Raw genomic sequence first — 17,159 nt, forward strand, 5'->3', positions numbered from 1 at the left:
TCAATATTTATGCATAGAAATCTCGCTTTTAAGCAAGGCAGCCATAATTAAATCAATATACTGATCTTTGACCCGCTCATACTGCCTTAAGATTCCTTCTTGCTGAAAGCCTAGTTTTTGCAGCAACTGTAAAGAGGCTTTATTAGCCGGCTCAACTAGCGCCTGAATACGATTCAGTTCCATTTTCGCAAAGCCATAAACGACCATTGCGCTTAGTACCTCGGTCATAATCCCCTGACGCCAGAAATGCTGACCCAGTTCATAACCGATTTCAGCCCGCCGATTTTCTTTTTCCCAATTATTGAAGCCGCAAGAACCCAAAACAAGCTGATCTCTTTTACGCACAATCGCCCAGCGGACAGCCTGTTCCTGTTGAGCAAGCTGATTCAACAGACCGATCATTTCCGTGGCCTGCTCCAGTTTTTCAAATGGCTTAATATTCATATATCTGGCAACCATTGGATCGGACCAATAGGAAAAAAGCACAGGTGCATCGGCAAGCTCAATCGTCCGAAGCAGCATGGTTTGTGTTTCAATCTTTTCAAATACAGTATTCATAGTTAATAGTACTCCTTATTATCATACGATTTTCCACGTAACTGGTACGCTTTCATTCCATTCCCCATGCTGTTTTTCAATACCTTCAGCAAAGGAGATGAACTTCATAATGGGGTCAGCATATTATGTAATAACATACCTTGGAAGGGGTGTTTCTATGTCCAAATGGCAACTACCAGAATTAGTCGACTGGGAAGAGGCGGTGCTGGAAGCAGCACAAGCCTGCTACCCAGCCTATTTTTGCTCACCGCGCTTATGCAGCCCGGCCTGGTGTTACCCCAATTCCTGTGCTCCAGTGATCTTTAAATAATTTGGCTTAATTTACTTAGCATTATTGTAGCATGATTCGGTTTAAACTAAGCAAGGAGGTGATCATTATGTTTCATATGCATCGCAAACGCAAACTGATGAATATGGAAATACCGGATATGAACATGCCGGACATGTCTTCTACCACAAAAGTTTTAGTGGCGGGTGCTATGGTCTACTTCGGTGCTAAAATGCTGATGGAAGAAATGATGGATTAGCCTCCCCAAAGAAGCCCTGGTTTTTTGCCAGGGCTTCTTTATGCTTGTATGAATAAAAGCAGCAGGAGAATACTATTGGCAATACCGGAATCTGGAGGAGCTTTGTTATGAGTAACGAGTTACTATTATGGGGTTCATTCATTGTTCCCTGGTTGACCCTCTTTTTTATGCCCAAACAGGATATTAAGCGCTATATGCCTGTAGGCCTGCTGACAGCCGTTCTTAGTGCACTTATTATAGACATAGGGATTGCGTTCGGACTATGGAGTACAAGCCAAACAGTCTTCCCATTTTCGCTGCTGCCGCCTATTATTTACGGATTGCCGGTCTTTGCAATGTGGGTATTTAAACTGACCTATGGTCGTTTTTGGTTGTATGCCGTAACGAATGCCGTTTTGGATCTTGCTTTTGATTACCTGATTTTGCCTTGGCTGGCAAGCAGGGGAATGTTTGATTACAATTTAAGCGTCATTGATTTTATTATCACTACCACACATGCATGGCTGCTCTACGGCTATCAAATGTGGCAGGAGACCATCTTTGCGTATTCGCCTAGTACCACCCGTTATGCTTCATCTTTACGGCCTGCAGTTGCCAAGCCGCTGCCGCCGGAAGAAGATTCTTTGGATAAGGATTGAATACAGAAAACTTGGATATGCTAAAGCCTGTGTTGACACAGAGAAGGCCGGAGTGACCGCCACAAGCGGAGCTCCGGTTTTCCTTTTTTTATATACTCACCTTTTAAAGCAATTAAACATATTATGTAAAAGAAAGAAAAGGAGGTTTTTTGACGATGGCTTCCTATGAAAAAATAATTAAAACGATAATCGAAAAATTCCAAAATGCTTTGTCTCCGCTCGGCCAACTCGGTGAGATAACACGCAATCAGGAAATACTCATTGACCAAACGCAGCAAATCATTGATCTGTTAAAGCGGGAATATGCCGGTCGTGAAGAGCAGGCTGCGCCGGTCGACCCCCCCGGTGAAAGTCCCAGTGTGCCAGAAATACAAAGCAATGTTTAAATTTAAGGAATTAGGGAATACTAGCACTATGTTCATATCTCCTCTCCCATTAACTGGCTTTCGGGCCAGTTATTTTTTTTGCGGCAATTTCCGTTTTTATTTTTTTGCTTTACAACCAATCTGCTTATCTTTGAAGGAAGAAAATTATCTATGGCGAACTTATAAAACGACATAAATCTACATATTTCTTCATTTAACCTTAAGTTACGGTTTTAAGGAGGATTCCTGGGTGAGCCTACGCTTTTTTCAATTATGGAAAACCATTACAATAGCAGCAGCACTCTTTGTTATTCCGCTTACTACATCTGCGGAAACCGTCTCGCTGCAGCTAAAATGGAGTCATCAATTTCAGTTTGCTGGCTACTACGCTGCTATTGAAAAAGGTTTTTATCGCGAAGAAGGTTTAGATGTCATCTTACGGGAAGGCCTGCCGGCAACCAACCTCATCAATGAAGTAACAAGCGGGAATGCTGACTTTGGTGTTGATAACACCTCGCTACTCATTGAGCGAGACCGCGGCAAAAGCGTCGTGGTGCTTGCCGCCATTTTTCAGCATTCTCCCCAGGTGCTTATTGCCCGGAAAGATTCTGGAATTGTTTCCCCTCATGATCTGATTGCCCGGAAAGTGATGCTGGAAAAAGAACAAAGTACGGATATATTGGCTATGCTAAATAATGAAGGCATTGCTATTGAAGAGGTCAACTTTGTACCACATACGTGGAATGTCCGTGATCTGATTGACGGCAAGGTTGATGCAATGACTGCCTACACCACTGCCGAGCCCTTTCTGCTGCAGAACATGGATATTCCGCTAACGGTTATTCATCCTATCAGTTACGGCATTGATTATTACGGTGACTGTCTTTTCACTTCCGAACAACAGATTGCGGCCAGGCCTGAATTGGTAGCCCGGTTTGTCCGGGCAAGCTTAAAAGGCTGGGAGTATGCAATGAGCCATCAGGATGAATTGATTGATCTCATTCTCACCAGCTACAATCCTAAGCTCTCCCGGGAAAAATTACGCTACGAAGCGCAGGAAATGCAAAAAGTGATCCGTCCGGAATATGTGGAAATAGGCCACATGAACTCGGGAAGATGGGCCAAAATAGCAGAAAATCATCAGAAATTTGGCTTAATTAGTTCAAATTTTTCTCTTGATAAATTTATTTTTAAGCCCGGCAGCGCAACCAACATCCTTTATCAAAAGCTGCTGGTTCCCCTATTTACCGTTATTGGTCTTTTATTTTTAGGCTTAGTGGTTTTTGTCGCCTTTAACTTCAGATTAAAGCAGATTGTCCAAGAACGCACAGCCACCCTGGAAGAAAAAATTATTCAACTAAGAGAAAAAGAAGAAACTATCCGGCTAATTGCCTATCACGATATGTTAACCAACCTGCCTAACCGCCGCATGTTCATTGAACAGCTGCGCCAGAAGACCACCGCTGCTCAAGGCAATAATCAGCACTTTGCCGTCGTATTTCTTGATCTCGATGACTTTAAGCGAATAAATGATGCAATGGGGCATGCAGCTGGGGATGAATTTCTGCGCATCGTCGCTCAGCGCCTGCAGCGTTGTCTGCAAGAAACAGGAACAGTCTATCGCCTCGGCGGCGATGAATTTATCCTGCTTTTTTCTGATACCAGCGACTATTCCCATACTCTAGCGATCGTGGAACTTGTCATTTCGGCAATCCGAATGCCGTGGAGCTTTCGCGACAGTGACTTTTACCTGTCTGCCAGCATAGGCATCGCCATGTATCCTAAGAACGGACAAGATCCGGAGTTTCTCATAAAAGCTGCCGACATAGCCATGTATGAAGCAAAGCGGCAAGGAAAAAACCGTTATCAGTTTTTTAGTGAAGACATGCATTCAAAATCCATTGAAAAGCTTATTCTAGAATCAGAGCTTCATCAGGCCCTGGCAAATTCCGAATTTATTTTATATTATCAGCCGCAGGTAGACTGCAATACCAGCATAATTGGTGTTGAAGCGTTAATACGCTGGAAGCACCCTACAAAAGGCTTACTGCCGCCAGGTGTATTCATTCCGCTAGCCGAAGAAACAGGACTCATTGTACCGATTGGGGACTGGGCCATCCGGACTGCCTGCCGGCAGTGCATGGAGTGGCAAAATAGCGGACAGCCACCCCTGCGCGTCTCGGTAAATCTCTCGGTACGGCAGCTCCAGCATACGGATTTACTGGAAAAGATCCGCACCGTTCTGCTGGAAACAGGACTGCCGCCACACTTGCTTGAGCTGGAAATAACCGAAACGGTGGCAGTAACACACGCCGATCTGGTGGTTCCCATCATGGACTCACTACGGGCTCTGGGTGTCCGGCTGGCCTTGGATGATTTCGGCACAGGCTACTCATCCATTATGTACCTAAAAAAATTCCCCATTGATATCTTGAAAATCGATAAATCCTTTATTCAGGATATTACTCTTAATCACGATAATGAGGCTATTATTCAAACCATATTTAAACTGGCCGAGATACTGCAGATTAGCACTGTAGCTGAAGGTGTGGAAACAGAAGAACAATATAAACGCCTCAGATCCCTAGCTTGTCCTATTATGCAAGGTTATTTATTCAGCCGTCCCATTCCAGCCGAGGAGCTGCAGGAATTCCTCACTAACTATCAGAACTCGTTCAACTCCTGCCAGCTGTAGCCCTGCTTCCAGGCCAAAAACACCCTAACGTCACATCATCAGCAAATTCCCCAAATAAATACGCTTAAAATTTTGGCAAAAGGGCATACTGGTATTGTACGTACTTTTCTCCTCTCCTAAACTGGCTTAACAGCCAGTTATTTTTTTGACATAAAGGAGGTTTTTCGATGCCAACATATCGAGTCTTAATCAATCAGAGAGCTACAGGCGATTACGTAACAAGCGCCTCAAAAGAAGATGCTTATTTTGATGTCGCCAGTTCGATGGCACTTACTTACCAGGACAGCGTACAGTTTGAAGAGGTTAACACCCCGGCACATTCTATGGCAGACCAACAATTATAAGATTAAATATAAGATTAAACTGCTGAAAACCGCTAGCCACTTTCAGCGGTTTTTTATTTCAATAAACTATTTTCTTTTTTTATAAGCTGCCATATTGACCGAATGAAAAAGTGCAGTTATAATCTTATTGAAAATGATTTTCATTGAGACCCACCTTTTTACCCTACTGACTGTCGTCAGTCAACAATAACTAGACCTTGCAAATTCACTCTTAGCTCAGAGGAAGAGGGTGCGCACTACATACTGGACTTATTATAATCGTCAATTGACTGTCGTCAGTCAATAATTATTCAGCAGCTTCGCTGCAAAAATCATAAGGAGATGTTCCATGAATAAGCTTCAAAAACAGGTATTATGCTCTCTATTAGGCAGCGCGATTCTAATGGGTCTGCCCGTCGCCTCATCTGCCGAAGAAACTGGCAGCCAGGAGTTTTCACTGGACGAATACGTTGTAACTGCCAGCCGGGTTCCAGTAAAACAGAATGAAATTGCTGCCAATGTCACTGTTATTACCAGGGATGAAATCGAACGTAGCGGTTTTAGTGATGTACCGGATATCCTAAAGAAAAATAACATTAACATGGAATATACCCGAAGTGCTGCCGTACCTGTTCTTAATGGCGACGACCGGGTACTGATACTGGTTGATGGACGCAAGATGGGCTGGAACCATTTAATTATCTCCGGCAATGATCATGCAGGTTTTAATCCTAATTTGCTGGGAGTAGACAATATTGAACGCATTGAAATTGTGCGTGGACCAGCATCATCCTTATACGGCAGTGAAGCTGTCGGTGGCGTAATCAATATCATTACCCGAAAAGCGAATTCAACACAAACAACTGCTTCTACCGAGTTTGGCAGTTGGGGCTCACGCCGCTACAGCTTTACTACACAGGGAAAAAATGGTGATATCAGCTACATGGTAACCGCGGAAAAGAAAAAACAGGACGACCTTGAGTATAAAGATCCAAAAACAGGTCAAGTAAAAACTCTTGATCAAACCTACTTTGATCAAGAGTTAGTAACCATGCGCTTGGACAAAGACTTATCAAGCGACCGCTCACTCTCCATGCAGTTTGAACGCACAAATGGAGAATATGGCTTTGGTGGCATTCTACAAAGCTCAGGTCAAATTCAACATCCGGACGGCTATTCAACCTCCAAAAGCAATAATATTGCCCTTACCTATCAATGGGGAAAAGATCGTGGCGCTAACGATTTATTCCGGTTTTATCATAATGAATATCGTTCTGACTCATATAACTCAGTTCTTGATAATAACGACCTTACTGCAAATGGCGTAAATTGGCAGCAGAGCTGGAATGTAAATGAGAATAACAGCTTAGTTAGTGGTGCTGACTGGCGTCAGGAGAAGTTAGAAGACCACCAAACGATTAATAAAGCTGTTACAACCAGTGCAGTCTTTCTTGAAGACCGCTGGACACTACCACACTCTTGGACCCTCTCGGCAGGCACACGGTACGACAACCACAGCCACTTCGGCGGTAAGTTCACTTCACGGGTAACTGCCAATAGGGAGATTAACTCTGCTACCAATGTTTACGCCTCCTGGGGTCAATACGTTAAAAACCCAACAATCTTTCAAATGTACACCAATACCGAATTTATGAAAGGCAATCCTGACCTGCAGCCCGAAAGTGGAGAAACGACAATGGTCGGTATAAACTCGGAGTTAGGAAATGGGGTCAAATTGCAGGCCAGTGCTTACCACAGCAAAATAAAAGATGCTCTTGACTGGGATAATCGAGATTGGGATGGCAGCGGCAATGCGTACACAAAATATATTAATATCGATAATGAAGAGCGTAATGGCCTGGATATTAACCTTTCCAAGCAACTATCGCCTCAATGGAATATATCGGGCGGTTACTCCTATGTAAAAATTGAATCTACAAATATAAATAATAGAGAGGCAACCGTAGCTAATCGTAACAGCCAGCCAAACGGTTATCGCCTCAATGTAGAGTACGACCAGGATAAATGGAACTCCAATCTGACAGTACGGCGAGTAACCGGACGGGATCTGGCACGATTCACCAGCAAGTCATACACCACACTCGATATGTTGGTCAATTACAAGATTAATGCCGATACCCGTGTTTATCTCAAGGGCTATAACCTGACAAATGAAGCCTATGAGACGATCGGCGGCTACTGGCAAAGTGCTCCCGGGGAATACCCGATGCCAGCCCGCAGTTTCTATGTAGGTGTGGAACACAAAATGTAATAATGGTTACCAAAGGAGATTGCCGCATTGACAATCTCCTTTCCCCTGCTTTTACCTCATTATCAAGTTATGGTATAGTAATGTATGATAATGAATTTCATTTTCACTATCGCTTTAAGCAGCTTCCTCCCAACCGTTCATTCTACAAGACAGTGTCAAAATAAACAGGAGTACCCTCCTATGAAATGTATCATCCGCTTACTAGTTCAAGCAAAAAAGTATTATAAACAACTGATCGGCGCAGTAGCCGGAATCATCGCCTATACGGCAGTCAACCTGCTTGGTCCCGCCTTAATCAGCCAACTAATTGATTTACTCACAGGCAATTTCAGCAAGGCCAATATCCCCCAGGTGCAAAAGCTTGCCTTGCTGCTGCTGGGCACCTATATTTTTCGGGCTATCTTCCGCCTGGCTAGTGACTATTGGGCCCATTATGCAGCCTGGAACATCGTCGCCGAAATGCGGGTTAACTTATATAATCACCTGCAAAACCTATCACTGCGTTTTTACAGCAATAAACAGACCGGTCAGCTGATGAGCCAGGTGATCAATGATACGGCCCAGTTTGAAATGCTGATTGCCCATGCGATCCCGAATATATTAAGCAGCTTATTCATTGTGACAGGCGTAGCTGTGCTGCTCCTGTTCCTCAATCCCTGGCTGGCGCTGCTGACTTTTGTACCGGTACCCTTTGTTCTGATTTTCAGTCTTTACTATGCCAGAAGGATCTATCCCGCTTATAGTATTCATCAAGCCCGGCTGGGCGATATGAATGCCGTTTTGCAGGATAACCTTTCCGGATTAAAAGAAATTCAGCTCTTTGGCCGGCAAGACTGCGCTTCCCAGTTGTTCAGCACCCAAACCTATCAGTGGCGCGATGCGGTCATGAAAGTTGTCTGGCTTGGCGGAGTCTACCACCCCGCGGTGGAAGGAATCTTGGCGATGGGTACCGTCATTGTTGTCGGCTTCGGCGGTGTTATGGCGTTAGACGGAATGCTCAGCCTGGGTGATATCGTCCGCTTTTTGCTGTATCTCAGTCTCTTTTATGCTCCACTCACTACACTGGTTGCCTCTGTTGACAGCCTGCTCCAGGCCGTAGCTGGCGCCGAGCGGGTATTTACCTTGCTCGACGCCGAATTGGATATAAAAGATAAACCGGATGCCATCAAGCTTCCCGCAGCCCAAGGAAGTCTCGCTTTTCAAAACGTCACTTTCTACTACGATAAACAATCGCCTGTTCTGGAGGATATTACCTTCGACATTCCATCTGGCAGCATGGTGGCCTTTGTAGGCCCAACAGGCGCAGGGAAAACGACAATGGCCGCACTGCTTACCCGCTTTTATGATCCGCTGTCCGGTCAGGTTTTACTGGATGGCATCAATCTCAGGGATCTCTCGCTGACTTCGCTGAGAAATCAGATCAGCGTTGTTCCTCAGGATGTTTTTCTGTTCAACGGCTCTATTGCCGACAATATCGCCTACGGCAAGCCTGCCGCCACACGGGATGAAATTATTCAGGCTGCCAAACAGGCCTATATCCACGATTTCATCATTACGCTGCCCGGTAGCTATGAAGCGCTGGTAGGCGAAAGAGGTGTCCTGCTGTCGGGCGGGCAAAAGCAGCGGCTGGCCATAGCCCGGGCACTGCTGAGAGATACGCCAATACTGATATTCGATGAAGCAACCGCTTCTGTTGATATGGAGGCAGAAACAAAAATTCAACAGGCTATTCAGGCTCTGGCGGGCAATCGTACCCTTATCGTTATCGCTCATCGCCTGTCAACCGTGCGCCGGGCCGACAAAATCCTAGTCCTGAATAATACAGGGATAGCAGAGCAAGGGCGCCACGAAGAATTACTCGCCAAAGGCGGACTGTATGCACGCCTTTGCGCCACACAGATAAACTAAATGGGAGATCTTACGGAATATGATCCAATTACGCAATAGTAGTAAAGGGACTACTGACCGACATGCCGGGAAAAACCACCGTTTTCTATTCCTACTGGCTGCAATGGCAATAGCAGCCTCCCTTTCCATCGTGCTGGCAGTTTGCCTGGGAACGGTTAAGATCGCACCTGCCGAAGCCCTGCAAATACTCTTGTATAAAGTGTTTCAGCTAGCCCCTGGCGACACTGTCTCCCCACTATCTGCCACTCATGCGGATATAATCTGGAAGCTCCGCTTGCCTCGCGTCTTAATGGCGGCAATTGTCGGTGCAGGTCTGGCTGTCTGCGGTACAGCCATGCAGTCCTCCGTACAAAACCCACTGGCGGACCCCTACATTTTGGGTATTTCTGCCGGTGCATCGCTGGGGGCTACTTTTTCCATCCTCATCCAGGCTGCCGCCGGAGGCATGGGAACAGCTTTCTGGGCCTTTGCCGGTGCTCTGGCAGCCTGCCTGCTGGTTATGACGCTTTCGACAATCGGCGGTCAAATGTCTACTATTAAAATGATCTTAGCCGGTACCATAGCTAATGCCTTGTTTATCGCACTTTCCAATTGTATCGTCTATCTGGCCGGTAATGCGGAAGGCATTCGTACAGTTACGTTTTGGACAATGGGCTCGCTGGCGGCCGCCAAGTGGCATAACCTGGCTCTGCCTTTTGCCGGTGTTCTGGCGGGCTGTCTGTTTTTCCTTGCCCAGTCCCGTAATTTGAATACCATGCTGCTGGGAGAAGAAGCGGCAATTACGCTTGGCATCGACTTGGCAAAAGTGCGGCGCAATATCCTGATCATGACCGCTCTTGTAACAGGGCTGATTGTTGCTACCTGCGGGGTTATCGCCTTTGTAGGATTAATTATCCCCCACATTGTGCGGGGCTTTGTTGGCTCTGATCACCGGCGCCTGCTCCCGGCAGTTATAGTAACTGGCATGCTATTCCTGATTTGGGCTGATGTCCTGGCCCGGTCTATTCTGCCAAGCGGCGAACTGCCTATCGGGATTATTACCGCCATAATCGGCGCGCCCTTTTTCCTGTACATCTTATACAAAAATTCACTCGGCTTTGCCGTTAAATAGGGGGATTAGCATGGATTTATCTTTACGGGACATCAATGTGACCTTAGGCCAAAAACAGATTCTCAGTAACGTTTGTCTTGATGCCGGAAATGGTGAGTTCGTAGGTATTATCGGTCCCAACGGCAGCGGTAAGTCGACATTGCTTCGTACAGTCTACCGGGTTATCAAGCCAAATCATGGCGCTATTTACTTCGGTGGCAAGGATCTTACGACTATTAAACTGGCTGAATCAGCCAAAAAGATGGGGGTAGTCGGGCAGTTTAATCATTTGAGTTTCGACCTTACCGTCTTTGACATGGTTATGATGGGCCGTTCACCGCACAAACAGCTGCTGGGTGGTGACACCGCGGAAGATTACCGGATTGCTACAGAAGCTTTGTGTAAAGTTGGTATGGAAAAATACAAAGATCATAATTTTTTAACGCTTTCCGGCGGTGAAAAGCAGCGGGTCATTCTGGCCAGGGCTCTGACGCAGCAGCCTAAACTTCTGGTGCTTGACGAACCTACCAATCATTTGGACATCAAGTATCAGCTGGAACTGCTGTCGTTAGTAAAATCACTGGGGATCGGAATACTGGCCGCCCTGCATGATCTCAGCCTGTCATCCATGTTTTGTGACAAGCTGTATGTCATGAAAGACGGCAAAGTCATCGCCTGCGGTAAACCAAAAAGTGTTCTCACACCGGAACTGATCCGTGATGTCTATGAAATAGATTGTACCATTCAGGAGAATGCAGATACCGGCTACCTTTCGATTGTCTATTACCCTACACACCGGTACGCCTAACCAAAGGAGTATTTTATGCCTCACTGTACAAAAAAACTATTCTTAAGCCTTGCGGCTTGTATGCTTTTGCTGCTTCCTACAGGCTGCAGCCCTGCAGCGTCCATTTCACCAGCAGCGCCTCCGGCTGCCGCCGCTACAGGCTACTCACCTGTAACCATTCATAATTTTGATGCTGCAGAAAACAAGGTTGACTATACGTACCAGCACGCTCCTGTTCGCGTAGCAATCACCCATCCTGGCGCAACCGAGCTTTTATTAGAGTTGGGACTTGATGATAAGATTCTATCGACGCTGGCTCCCTATGGTCCGCCATTGAAAAGAGTTGCTGAGCGCTATGCCAGACTGCCGCTTATGACTGCCCCCTTTGTTCCATCTCAGGAAGAAATGCTGGAAATGCAGCCTGACTTGATTATCGGCTGGGCTCACAACTTTGGTGACACCGCTTTAAGTGATGTCTATTTCTGGCATGAACAAAATATTGCCACCTACATCATCCCCAGTACACTCAACAAGTCAGAACCTACACTGGAAAACGCCGTGTACGCCTTGCTGGACGACATGGGCAAAATTTTTGGCGTTCAAAGCAAAACAGCGGCTCTCATCCAAACGTATCAATCCCGTGTTGCTGCTATCGAGCAGCGGCTCTCGCATATTCCGGCTAAAAAGACTGTTATGGTTTTACAAAATCATTCAAATGGCCAATTCTCGCTTTATGACCACAGTTATCTGATTCACGCCATGATAAAAACCGCCGGCGGCATTTCCATTGCCGATGATGTACCCTTTATTGTGGGTGCTGAAACAGTATTGGCCTATGATCCGGACTACATTTTATATGTATCAGTAAGTAGAAATGGTACGGACGAACTGACTGACGCAGAGGCAGCGGCCCAGTTGAAAGAAGTTGATGAGCTGTCCAGTATGCGGGCCATCCGGGAAAATCATATTATCAATCTGCCGTTCTTTACGGTGAACAACGGTGGTATCCGCACCGTTGATGCAGTAGAGAAAATTGCCTGCCAGCTCTACCCCCTGCAAATGCAGGACTAGCAGATGTCAGGTCGTTGACAACAAATTTATTTTATTTTACAATTTTACTGACGTCAGTCAGAGAGTGAGAGAGGTGGTTCTTATTCCTAGAATCTCAAAAGATCCCCACGTACGTCAGGCAGAATTAATGGATACGGCCCTGGAATTATTCCTGGCAGCAGGTTATGAAAAAACCACCGTTCAGGATATTGTTAGGAAAGTCAATGTTGCTCAAGGCACATTTTACTACTACTTCCCCTCGAAAGAAGCAATACTGGAAGCTATTTTTGCCCGGCATGTTAAAAACATGCTGTATGAAGTACAGGCTTCGCAGCCAAGCAGTACGGTTTTAGAAAAGCTGCAGCTCTTAATTAAGCATTTCTACAAGCTCTGTTATCATGACGAACCGAGCCAGATTGCCAAAGTATTGTATAAAGAGAAGCAAGGCGAGCTACTTAATAAAGTCTGGCGGCAAATGCATCTGGTTACCGCGCCGGTCTTCAGAAGCCTGCTGGAGCAGGGTAACCGGGAAGGTTCAACAAAGGTAGTCCATATGGAAGAAACCCTTTCCTTTTTTGCCGGAATTATGGCTTCCCTGCTGGAAGCAAGTTCCCCCTCCGAATTCGGACATGAATCCAACCCTGAAAACCAGCAAAACAAACTGCGCCTTGCAGGACAACTGATTGAAACTTTATTTAGCGCACCGCCAGGCAGTCTTAACTTGGAAGAATCGCTGCTAAAGCTTACATAAAAAAGCCGTCTTAAACAAGATTTGTTTAAGACGGCTTTTAAGCTTTCCATTCCCTAAGCAGCTTTTCAACAAACGGCTGATCGGCCGGAGCAAACATATATTGCCGTAGATCCGGGATAGTAGACCATACCAGCTCCTGGTGTACTCGAGGACTAAGCTCCCCGTGCAGCCATTCAGCCCAATAAGCCATGAGGTGGACCGTTTTATTCGAATATTCATAGACCGTATCGGCGAAAAACCTGCTTACCGCAATTGTAATTGCCAATTCTTCCTGGATTTCCCTGGATAAACAAATTTCCGGACTTTCGCCGTCTTCTATTTTTCCTCCCGGAAACTCCCATAATCCGGCCAGATCATCCTGGTCAGAGCGACGGGCAATTAAGACGGTATTCCCCCGCCTGATTAATGCTGCCGTCACCTCAATCATAACAAGACACTCCATTCAGCATAAACTTATCTATAGATTGCATCGTTTAGCCCGCCATTATCCCTGGTCGCAGTCATAGCCATTAACAAGTACCGACACTTCGCCGGTATGAGGATCAAATATTAAGCCATGGATGGGCACATCCTTCGGTATGAGAGGATTATTTCTTATTTTGGCAACCACCTGGCACACATTCTCATGAGGATGATGAAACGTATCAAGCCAAACGGCCAATTCGTCTTTAATCATTTTGATGGCATCAGGAGATATTCCTCGTGCCAGCATTTTATCAATTACCGACTCCGCACTGGAGTGAGCCACCCCGCAGTCCTCATGGCCAATCACAATAATTTCCTGAACGCCAAGTTCATAGATCGCAATCACCAGGCTGCGGATGGTCGCCTCAAAAGGACCGGTTACCGAATTACCGGCATTTTTAATAACTACAGCATCTTCACGCCTAAGGCCAAGGGCTGGCTCAAGAAAATCTACCAGCCGTGTATCCATACAAGTAAATACGGCAAGCTTCCGTTTTGGCAGCTTGCCGACATTGCTGCCATCTTGCTCATCGATCAATGCCGCACTATTAATAAACAATTTGTTTTTTTCTAGCATTTGTTCCAAAACACTCATCGTTTCCCCTATCCGGCATTGGTCTTACCCTGCCTTCTCGCATATAGTACCAATTGTGTTGTTCGACACTCAGATGTACTAATCCCTTCCACAACTCATAATATGATTGCTTTTATTATCAAACGATACAGTAAAGTATATTCATCAGACACAGTTGTTTTAGCATTCAAAATAGAAAAGACCTTATCTTATCTGATAAGGTCTGCTTGCCATTACGGATCTATTCTTGCCAATAACGTCTGTTCACCATTGAGCATGGCGATAACGACCATGGATTTTATCGGATTATGATAGCGGTTAAAGTAGATTGGACCTGTAACGCCTTCCAGCCGGATATTTTCGAGAGCAGCACGGATTTGTTCCGGTTCAGCGCTGCCAGCTTCTTTTATCGCGGCAATCAGAATTGTCGCTGCTTCATACCCTAAGGCACTGAATATATCCGGCTCAGTATTATATTCACTTTTGTAGGCAGCAACAAAGTGCTGATTCACAGCAGATTGCAATTGAGGGGAATAGTGATTACTGAAATAGGTATTCGTTAAGGCCTCTACACCAGCATTTTCAACTAGCCCGGCCGAATCCCAGGCATCAGTTCCTAATATCGGGGTTGTGATTCCACTTTCCCGGGCTTGCCGGATCAGTGGTCCAACCTCCTCAACAAAGCCGGGAATGAAAATAACATCAGCATCGGCCTGCTGAATGCGTGCCAGCAGCGAACTAAAGTCCCGTTCTTTTTGCAGATAGCCTTCTTCAGCAATAATCTTGCCGCCACTGTCCGCAAAGGTCATTTTAAAAAGTGCAGCAATGTATTTTGAGTAGTCTGAGCTTTTATCAACCACCATCGCCGCCGTCTTCGCTCCCAGCCGATCAACGGCAAACTTGCTCATCATCTTGCCTTGATAAGGGTCGGTAAAAGCACTGCGGAAAACATACCGCTTTGGCTTGCCATTATCCACAGCAATCGCTGGATTGATCACAGCAGAACTGATGATCGGCAGTTGGTAGTCTTCTGCCATTGCCGCCGCCGTCCTCATATTGGTATCGGTCAGTGGGCCAAGTACGGCTGCCACCTTGTTGCCGGAAATAAAGTCCGTCATTACGTTAGCGGTACGACCTGCATTCGAACCATTATCCACCGTTACAAGCTCGATCTTTCGCCCCAGTATTCCACCAGCCGCATTGGCCTCTTTGACAGCCAGCTGCATACCGGCTAAACTCTGCTTGGCATACGGAGAAAACCCGCCGGTCAACTCAAGATTGGCACCAACTTTAATGGCATTCGGATCTTTGGCCTCGACCAAGCTGCCTGGAACAGTAAGTGACGGCAGCATGATTGCCGAACTTTTTATCTCCGCCGGAACCTGGAGTCCCTCTATTTGATTCATTTGAGAAAACGAAATCACTGCCGAAGCTTGGACAGTGGACAACAATTGACTGATGATTGTTTTTTTCTCACTGGGCAAGTTTAGAGATTCCATGATACTTTTTCCAAAGTTCCTCAATACTCCCGACAGATCCATCTGGACTTGTGTAATTGTCGCGGTCTTCCGGTCAATTGTAACCGTATAGGTTAACTCGCCAATATCCTGAAAAAAAGCACCTTCCGGCAGCTCCATCTTCTGCAGCCCCAGAGCACTCATCATGCGTTCCATCTCTTTGGACAGAAAGCCGGAATTGATTACAACAGCAAAATCGCTGGCTTCCGGGGTTTCCTTTACCAGAGAAACATGTTTGATTGCCTTAAAATAATCATCATAGGCAGCAAGTGGATTAAATTCGGTTAAAACCTGCTTAGTCCAATGATCATTAACGAAAGAGTAGACCATAATTTTGCCCTGGTCTGCTTCTATGTACTGAGTAGTTTTTTGCTCTTTTTGTTCCCACTTACTATCCATCGTAAAGGTCATATTGTTTTGAACTAATAGCGGATCAGCCTGCGCATCGCATTCACTTTTGACGCTAAGACTCAGGGTTTCTCCCTGATAAGTAAGTAAATATTGATTCTCCATTGTCATATGATAGTTCTTCACTGTATTCAACTTTTCAAAAGCAGTGATAACAATTTGTTTCGGGTCCTTACTTGCCGCCGCTGCAGATCGTCCGGCACTGCAGACGGAACCCGCCAGCATTGCAAAACATATAAGCAGCACTACCGGTAAGTACTTCAGCCTGTTCATTGCGAATCACCTCTTGTCCCTGTTTTATCCAGCTCATGCTTTTATTCGCCTGCTTCCCTGGCGACTCCTCCAAAAATCCCCTGCCGATTTCGCTTTTCACCGCCCTGAAGCTCACCGCCCTGTAGATTCCTGCTCATATAATTCATCCCTTAACCATAACTATATAACAGATATAGAATGTACTACGGAGGATTATCATGAGACTGCTTTTTCTTTGCCTTGCAGCGGGAGAAATTGGGCTTGCTGTTTTCTGCTACTACCGGCAGACAACCTACAGCAGCAGCACGTATATCTGGATGGGTCTTATCTATGCTGTACTGCCGCTCTTACTAACCTATATAGAGCCGGAGGAGAATTTGCCCTTTCAGGAATCGGTAGTAAAAAAACTTAGCGAAAGCAACATTTCCTACCAGGAAATCCGGTATTCCGGAGATTATGCCGCTTTCGCCTTTTGTCAGGATACAAAGAAGCTCATTGCTCTTACCCCCGATGCGCAGGATCAGACTGTGCTCGCCCTTCGCACTATCCCCCTTAGCAGCGTCAGTAAGATTACCTTCGGGGAAACACTTGGCAGCTGGAACCTGCAAATCAATGATGATCCCCCGTATCAATTAAAGCAGCCCCGGCTGATTACAAAAGCTATGGCTCACTGGGAAGAATTTTTCCTTAAGGCCGGCGTTGCTGCCACTTTCACCTATGAAGCAAATACCGACTATTGGATTAGCCGCTTCCTGGGAGTAACGATTTTCGTACCGGCTGTTTTATTGTTTTTTTTATAAAGCCATCCCTGTACGGCTGAAAAAAAAGCTGCCTTTATTGCAAAGGCAGCTTTTTCATACCATTTTATTATCAAGGAGCAGTTTTTTCAACCAAATCGCAGTGTTCCGGGCAGCTGGTGTCTTCACTGTCACAACGTGACTCACAAACCAGAACCTGTTCGACTTCGCGCTCTTTATCG

17 protein-coding genes are annotated in these 17,159 nt (G+C 45.8%); 13 read left to right on the forward strand and 4 right to left on the reverse strand.

Annotated elements, in window-relative coordinates; translation table 11 throughout:
* The gene (locus tag EV210_RS09510) at nt 1–558 is read right to left on the reverse strand and encodes a GNAT family N-acetyltransferase (protein ID WP_207900693.1); all 558 of its coding nucleotides are present in this window, start codon (nt 556–558) and stop codon (nt 1–3) included.
* Nucleotides 559–715: 157 nt separating this feature from the next.
* Between EV210_RS09510 and EV210_RS22590 the strand changes: the two genes are divergently transcribed.
* The 12 genes from EV210_RS22590 (at nt 716) to EV210_RS09555 (ending at nt 12,964) form a co-directional block, all read left to right on the forward strand.
* Nucleotides 716–868, forward strand: coding sequence for a hypothetical protein (locus EV210_RS22590; RefSeq protein WP_165898847.1), 153 nt, complete (start codon nt 716–718; stop codon nt 866–868).
* Nucleotides 869–935: 67 nt separating this feature from the next.
* The gene (locus EV210_RS22595; protein ID WP_165898848.1) at nt 936–1,085 is read left to right on the forward strand and encodes a hypothetical protein; all 150 of its coding nucleotides are present in this window, start codon (nt 936–938) and stop codon (nt 1,083–1,085) included.
* Between the two features lie 107 nt (nt 1,086–1,192).
* Nucleotides 1,193–1,723 (forward strand): hypothetical protein, encoded by a 531-nt coding sequence (locus EV210_RS09515; protein WP_132079059.1) that lies wholly within the window; start codon nt 1,193–1,195, stop codon nt 1,721–1,723.
* Nucleotides 1,724–1,878: 155 nt separating this feature from the next.
* Nucleotides 1,879–2,109: a hypothetical protein gene (locus tag EV210_RS09520; RefSeq protein WP_132079062.1), complete on the forward strand. Its 231-nt coding sequence runs from the start codon at nt 1,879–1,881 to the stop codon at nt 2,107–2,109.
* A gap of 229 nt (nt 2,110–2,338) precedes the next feature.
* Nucleotides 2,339–4,783: an EAL domain-containing protein gene (locus EV210_RS09525; protein ID WP_132079065.1), complete on the forward strand. Its 2,445-nt coding sequence runs from the start codon at nt 2,339–2,341 to the stop codon at nt 4,781–4,783.
* Nucleotides 4,784–4,950: 167 nt separating this feature from the next.
* The gene (locus EV210_RS22600) at nt 4,951–5,127 is read left to right on the forward strand and encodes a hypothetical protein (protein WP_165898849.1); all 177 of its coding nucleotides are present in this window, start codon (nt 4,951–4,953) and stop codon (nt 5,125–5,127) included.
* Between the two features lie 328 nt (nt 5,128–5,455).
* Complete coding sequence (locus tag EV210_RS09530; RefSeq protein WP_132079068.1) at nt 5,456–7,378, forward strand: TonB-dependent receptor plug domain-containing protein; 1,923 nt, start codon at nt 5,456–5,458, stop codon at nt 7,376–7,378.
* Between the two features lie 180 nt (nt 7,379–7,558).
* The gene (locus tag EV210_RS09535; RefSeq protein ID WP_132079071.1) at nt 7,559–9,286 is read left to right on the forward strand and encodes an ABC transporter ATP-binding protein; all 1,728 of its coding nucleotides are present in this window, start codon (nt 7,559–7,561) and stop codon (nt 9,284–9,286) included.
* Nucleotides 9,287–9,305: 19 nt separating this feature from the next.
* Nucleotides 9,306–10,397: a FecCD family ABC transporter permease gene (locus EV210_RS09540; protein WP_132079074.1), complete on the forward strand. Its 1,092-nt coding sequence runs from the start codon at nt 9,306–9,308 to the stop codon at nt 10,395–10,397.
* Between the two features lie 10 nt (nt 10,398–10,407).
* Nucleotides 10,408–11,184 carry an ABC transporter ATP-binding protein gene (locus EV210_RS09545; RefSeq protein ID WP_132079077.1) on the forward strand — a complete coding sequence of 259 codons (777 nt, stop codon included), beginning with the start codon at nt 10,408–10,410 and terminating at the stop codon, nt 11,182–11,184.
* A 15-nt stretch (nt 11,185–11,199) separates the two neighbouring features.
* A complete protein-coding gene (locus EV210_RS09550) occupies nt 11,200–12,234 on the forward strand; it encodes an ABC transporter substrate-binding protein (RefSeq protein ID WP_132079080.1) in 1,035 nt (344 codons plus the stop codon).
* A 73-nt stretch (nt 12,235–12,307) separates the two neighbouring features.
* Complete coding sequence (locus EV210_RS09555) at nt 12,308–12,964, forward strand: TetR/AcrR family transcriptional regulator (protein ID WP_243650495.1); 657 nt, start codon at nt 12,308–12,310, stop codon at nt 12,962–12,964.
* A gap of 37 nt (nt 12,965–13,001) precedes the next feature.
* Here the strand turns inward: EV210_RS09555 and EV210_RS09560 are convergent, their stop codons facing one another.
* The 3 genes from EV210_RS09560 to EV210_RS09570 all read right to left on the reverse strand — a co-directional run bounded on the left by EV210_RS09560 (nt 13,002) and on the right by EV210_RS09570 (nt 16,201).
* Nucleotides 13,002–13,391, reverse strand: coding sequence for a (deoxy)nucleoside triphosphate pyrophosphohydrolase (locus EV210_RS09560; protein ID WP_132079083.1), 390 nt, complete (start codon nt 13,389–13,391; stop codon nt 13,002–13,004).
* Nucleotides 13,392–13,448: 57 nt separating this feature from the next.
* Entirely contained in the window at nt 13,449–14,024 is a 576-nt protein-coding gene (locus tag EV210_RS09565) for a beta-class carbonic anhydrase (RefSeq protein WP_132079086.1), read from the reverse strand.
* Between the two features lie 212 nt (nt 14,025–14,236).
* Nucleotides 14,237–16,201 (reverse strand): ABC transporter substrate-binding protein, encoded by a 1,965-nt coding sequence (locus EV210_RS09570; RefSeq protein WP_132079089.1) that lies wholly within the window; start codon nt 16,199–16,201, stop codon nt 14,237–14,239.
* Nucleotides 16,202–16,398: 197 nt separating this feature from the next.
* On the opposite strand from EV210_RS09570, the gene EV210_RS09575 reads away from it, so the two are divergent.
* A complete protein-coding gene (locus tag EV210_RS09575) occupies nt 16,399–16,980 on the forward strand; it encodes a hypothetical protein (RefSeq protein WP_132079092.1) in 582 nt (193 codons plus the stop codon).
* Nucleotides 16,981–17,159: the final 179 nt, after the last annotated feature.

It is taken from the genome of Anaerospora hongkongensis, assembly GCF_004339805.1.
GTDB lineage: Bacteria > Bacillota > Negativicutes > Sporomusales > DSM-15969 > Anaerospora > Anaerospora hongkongensis.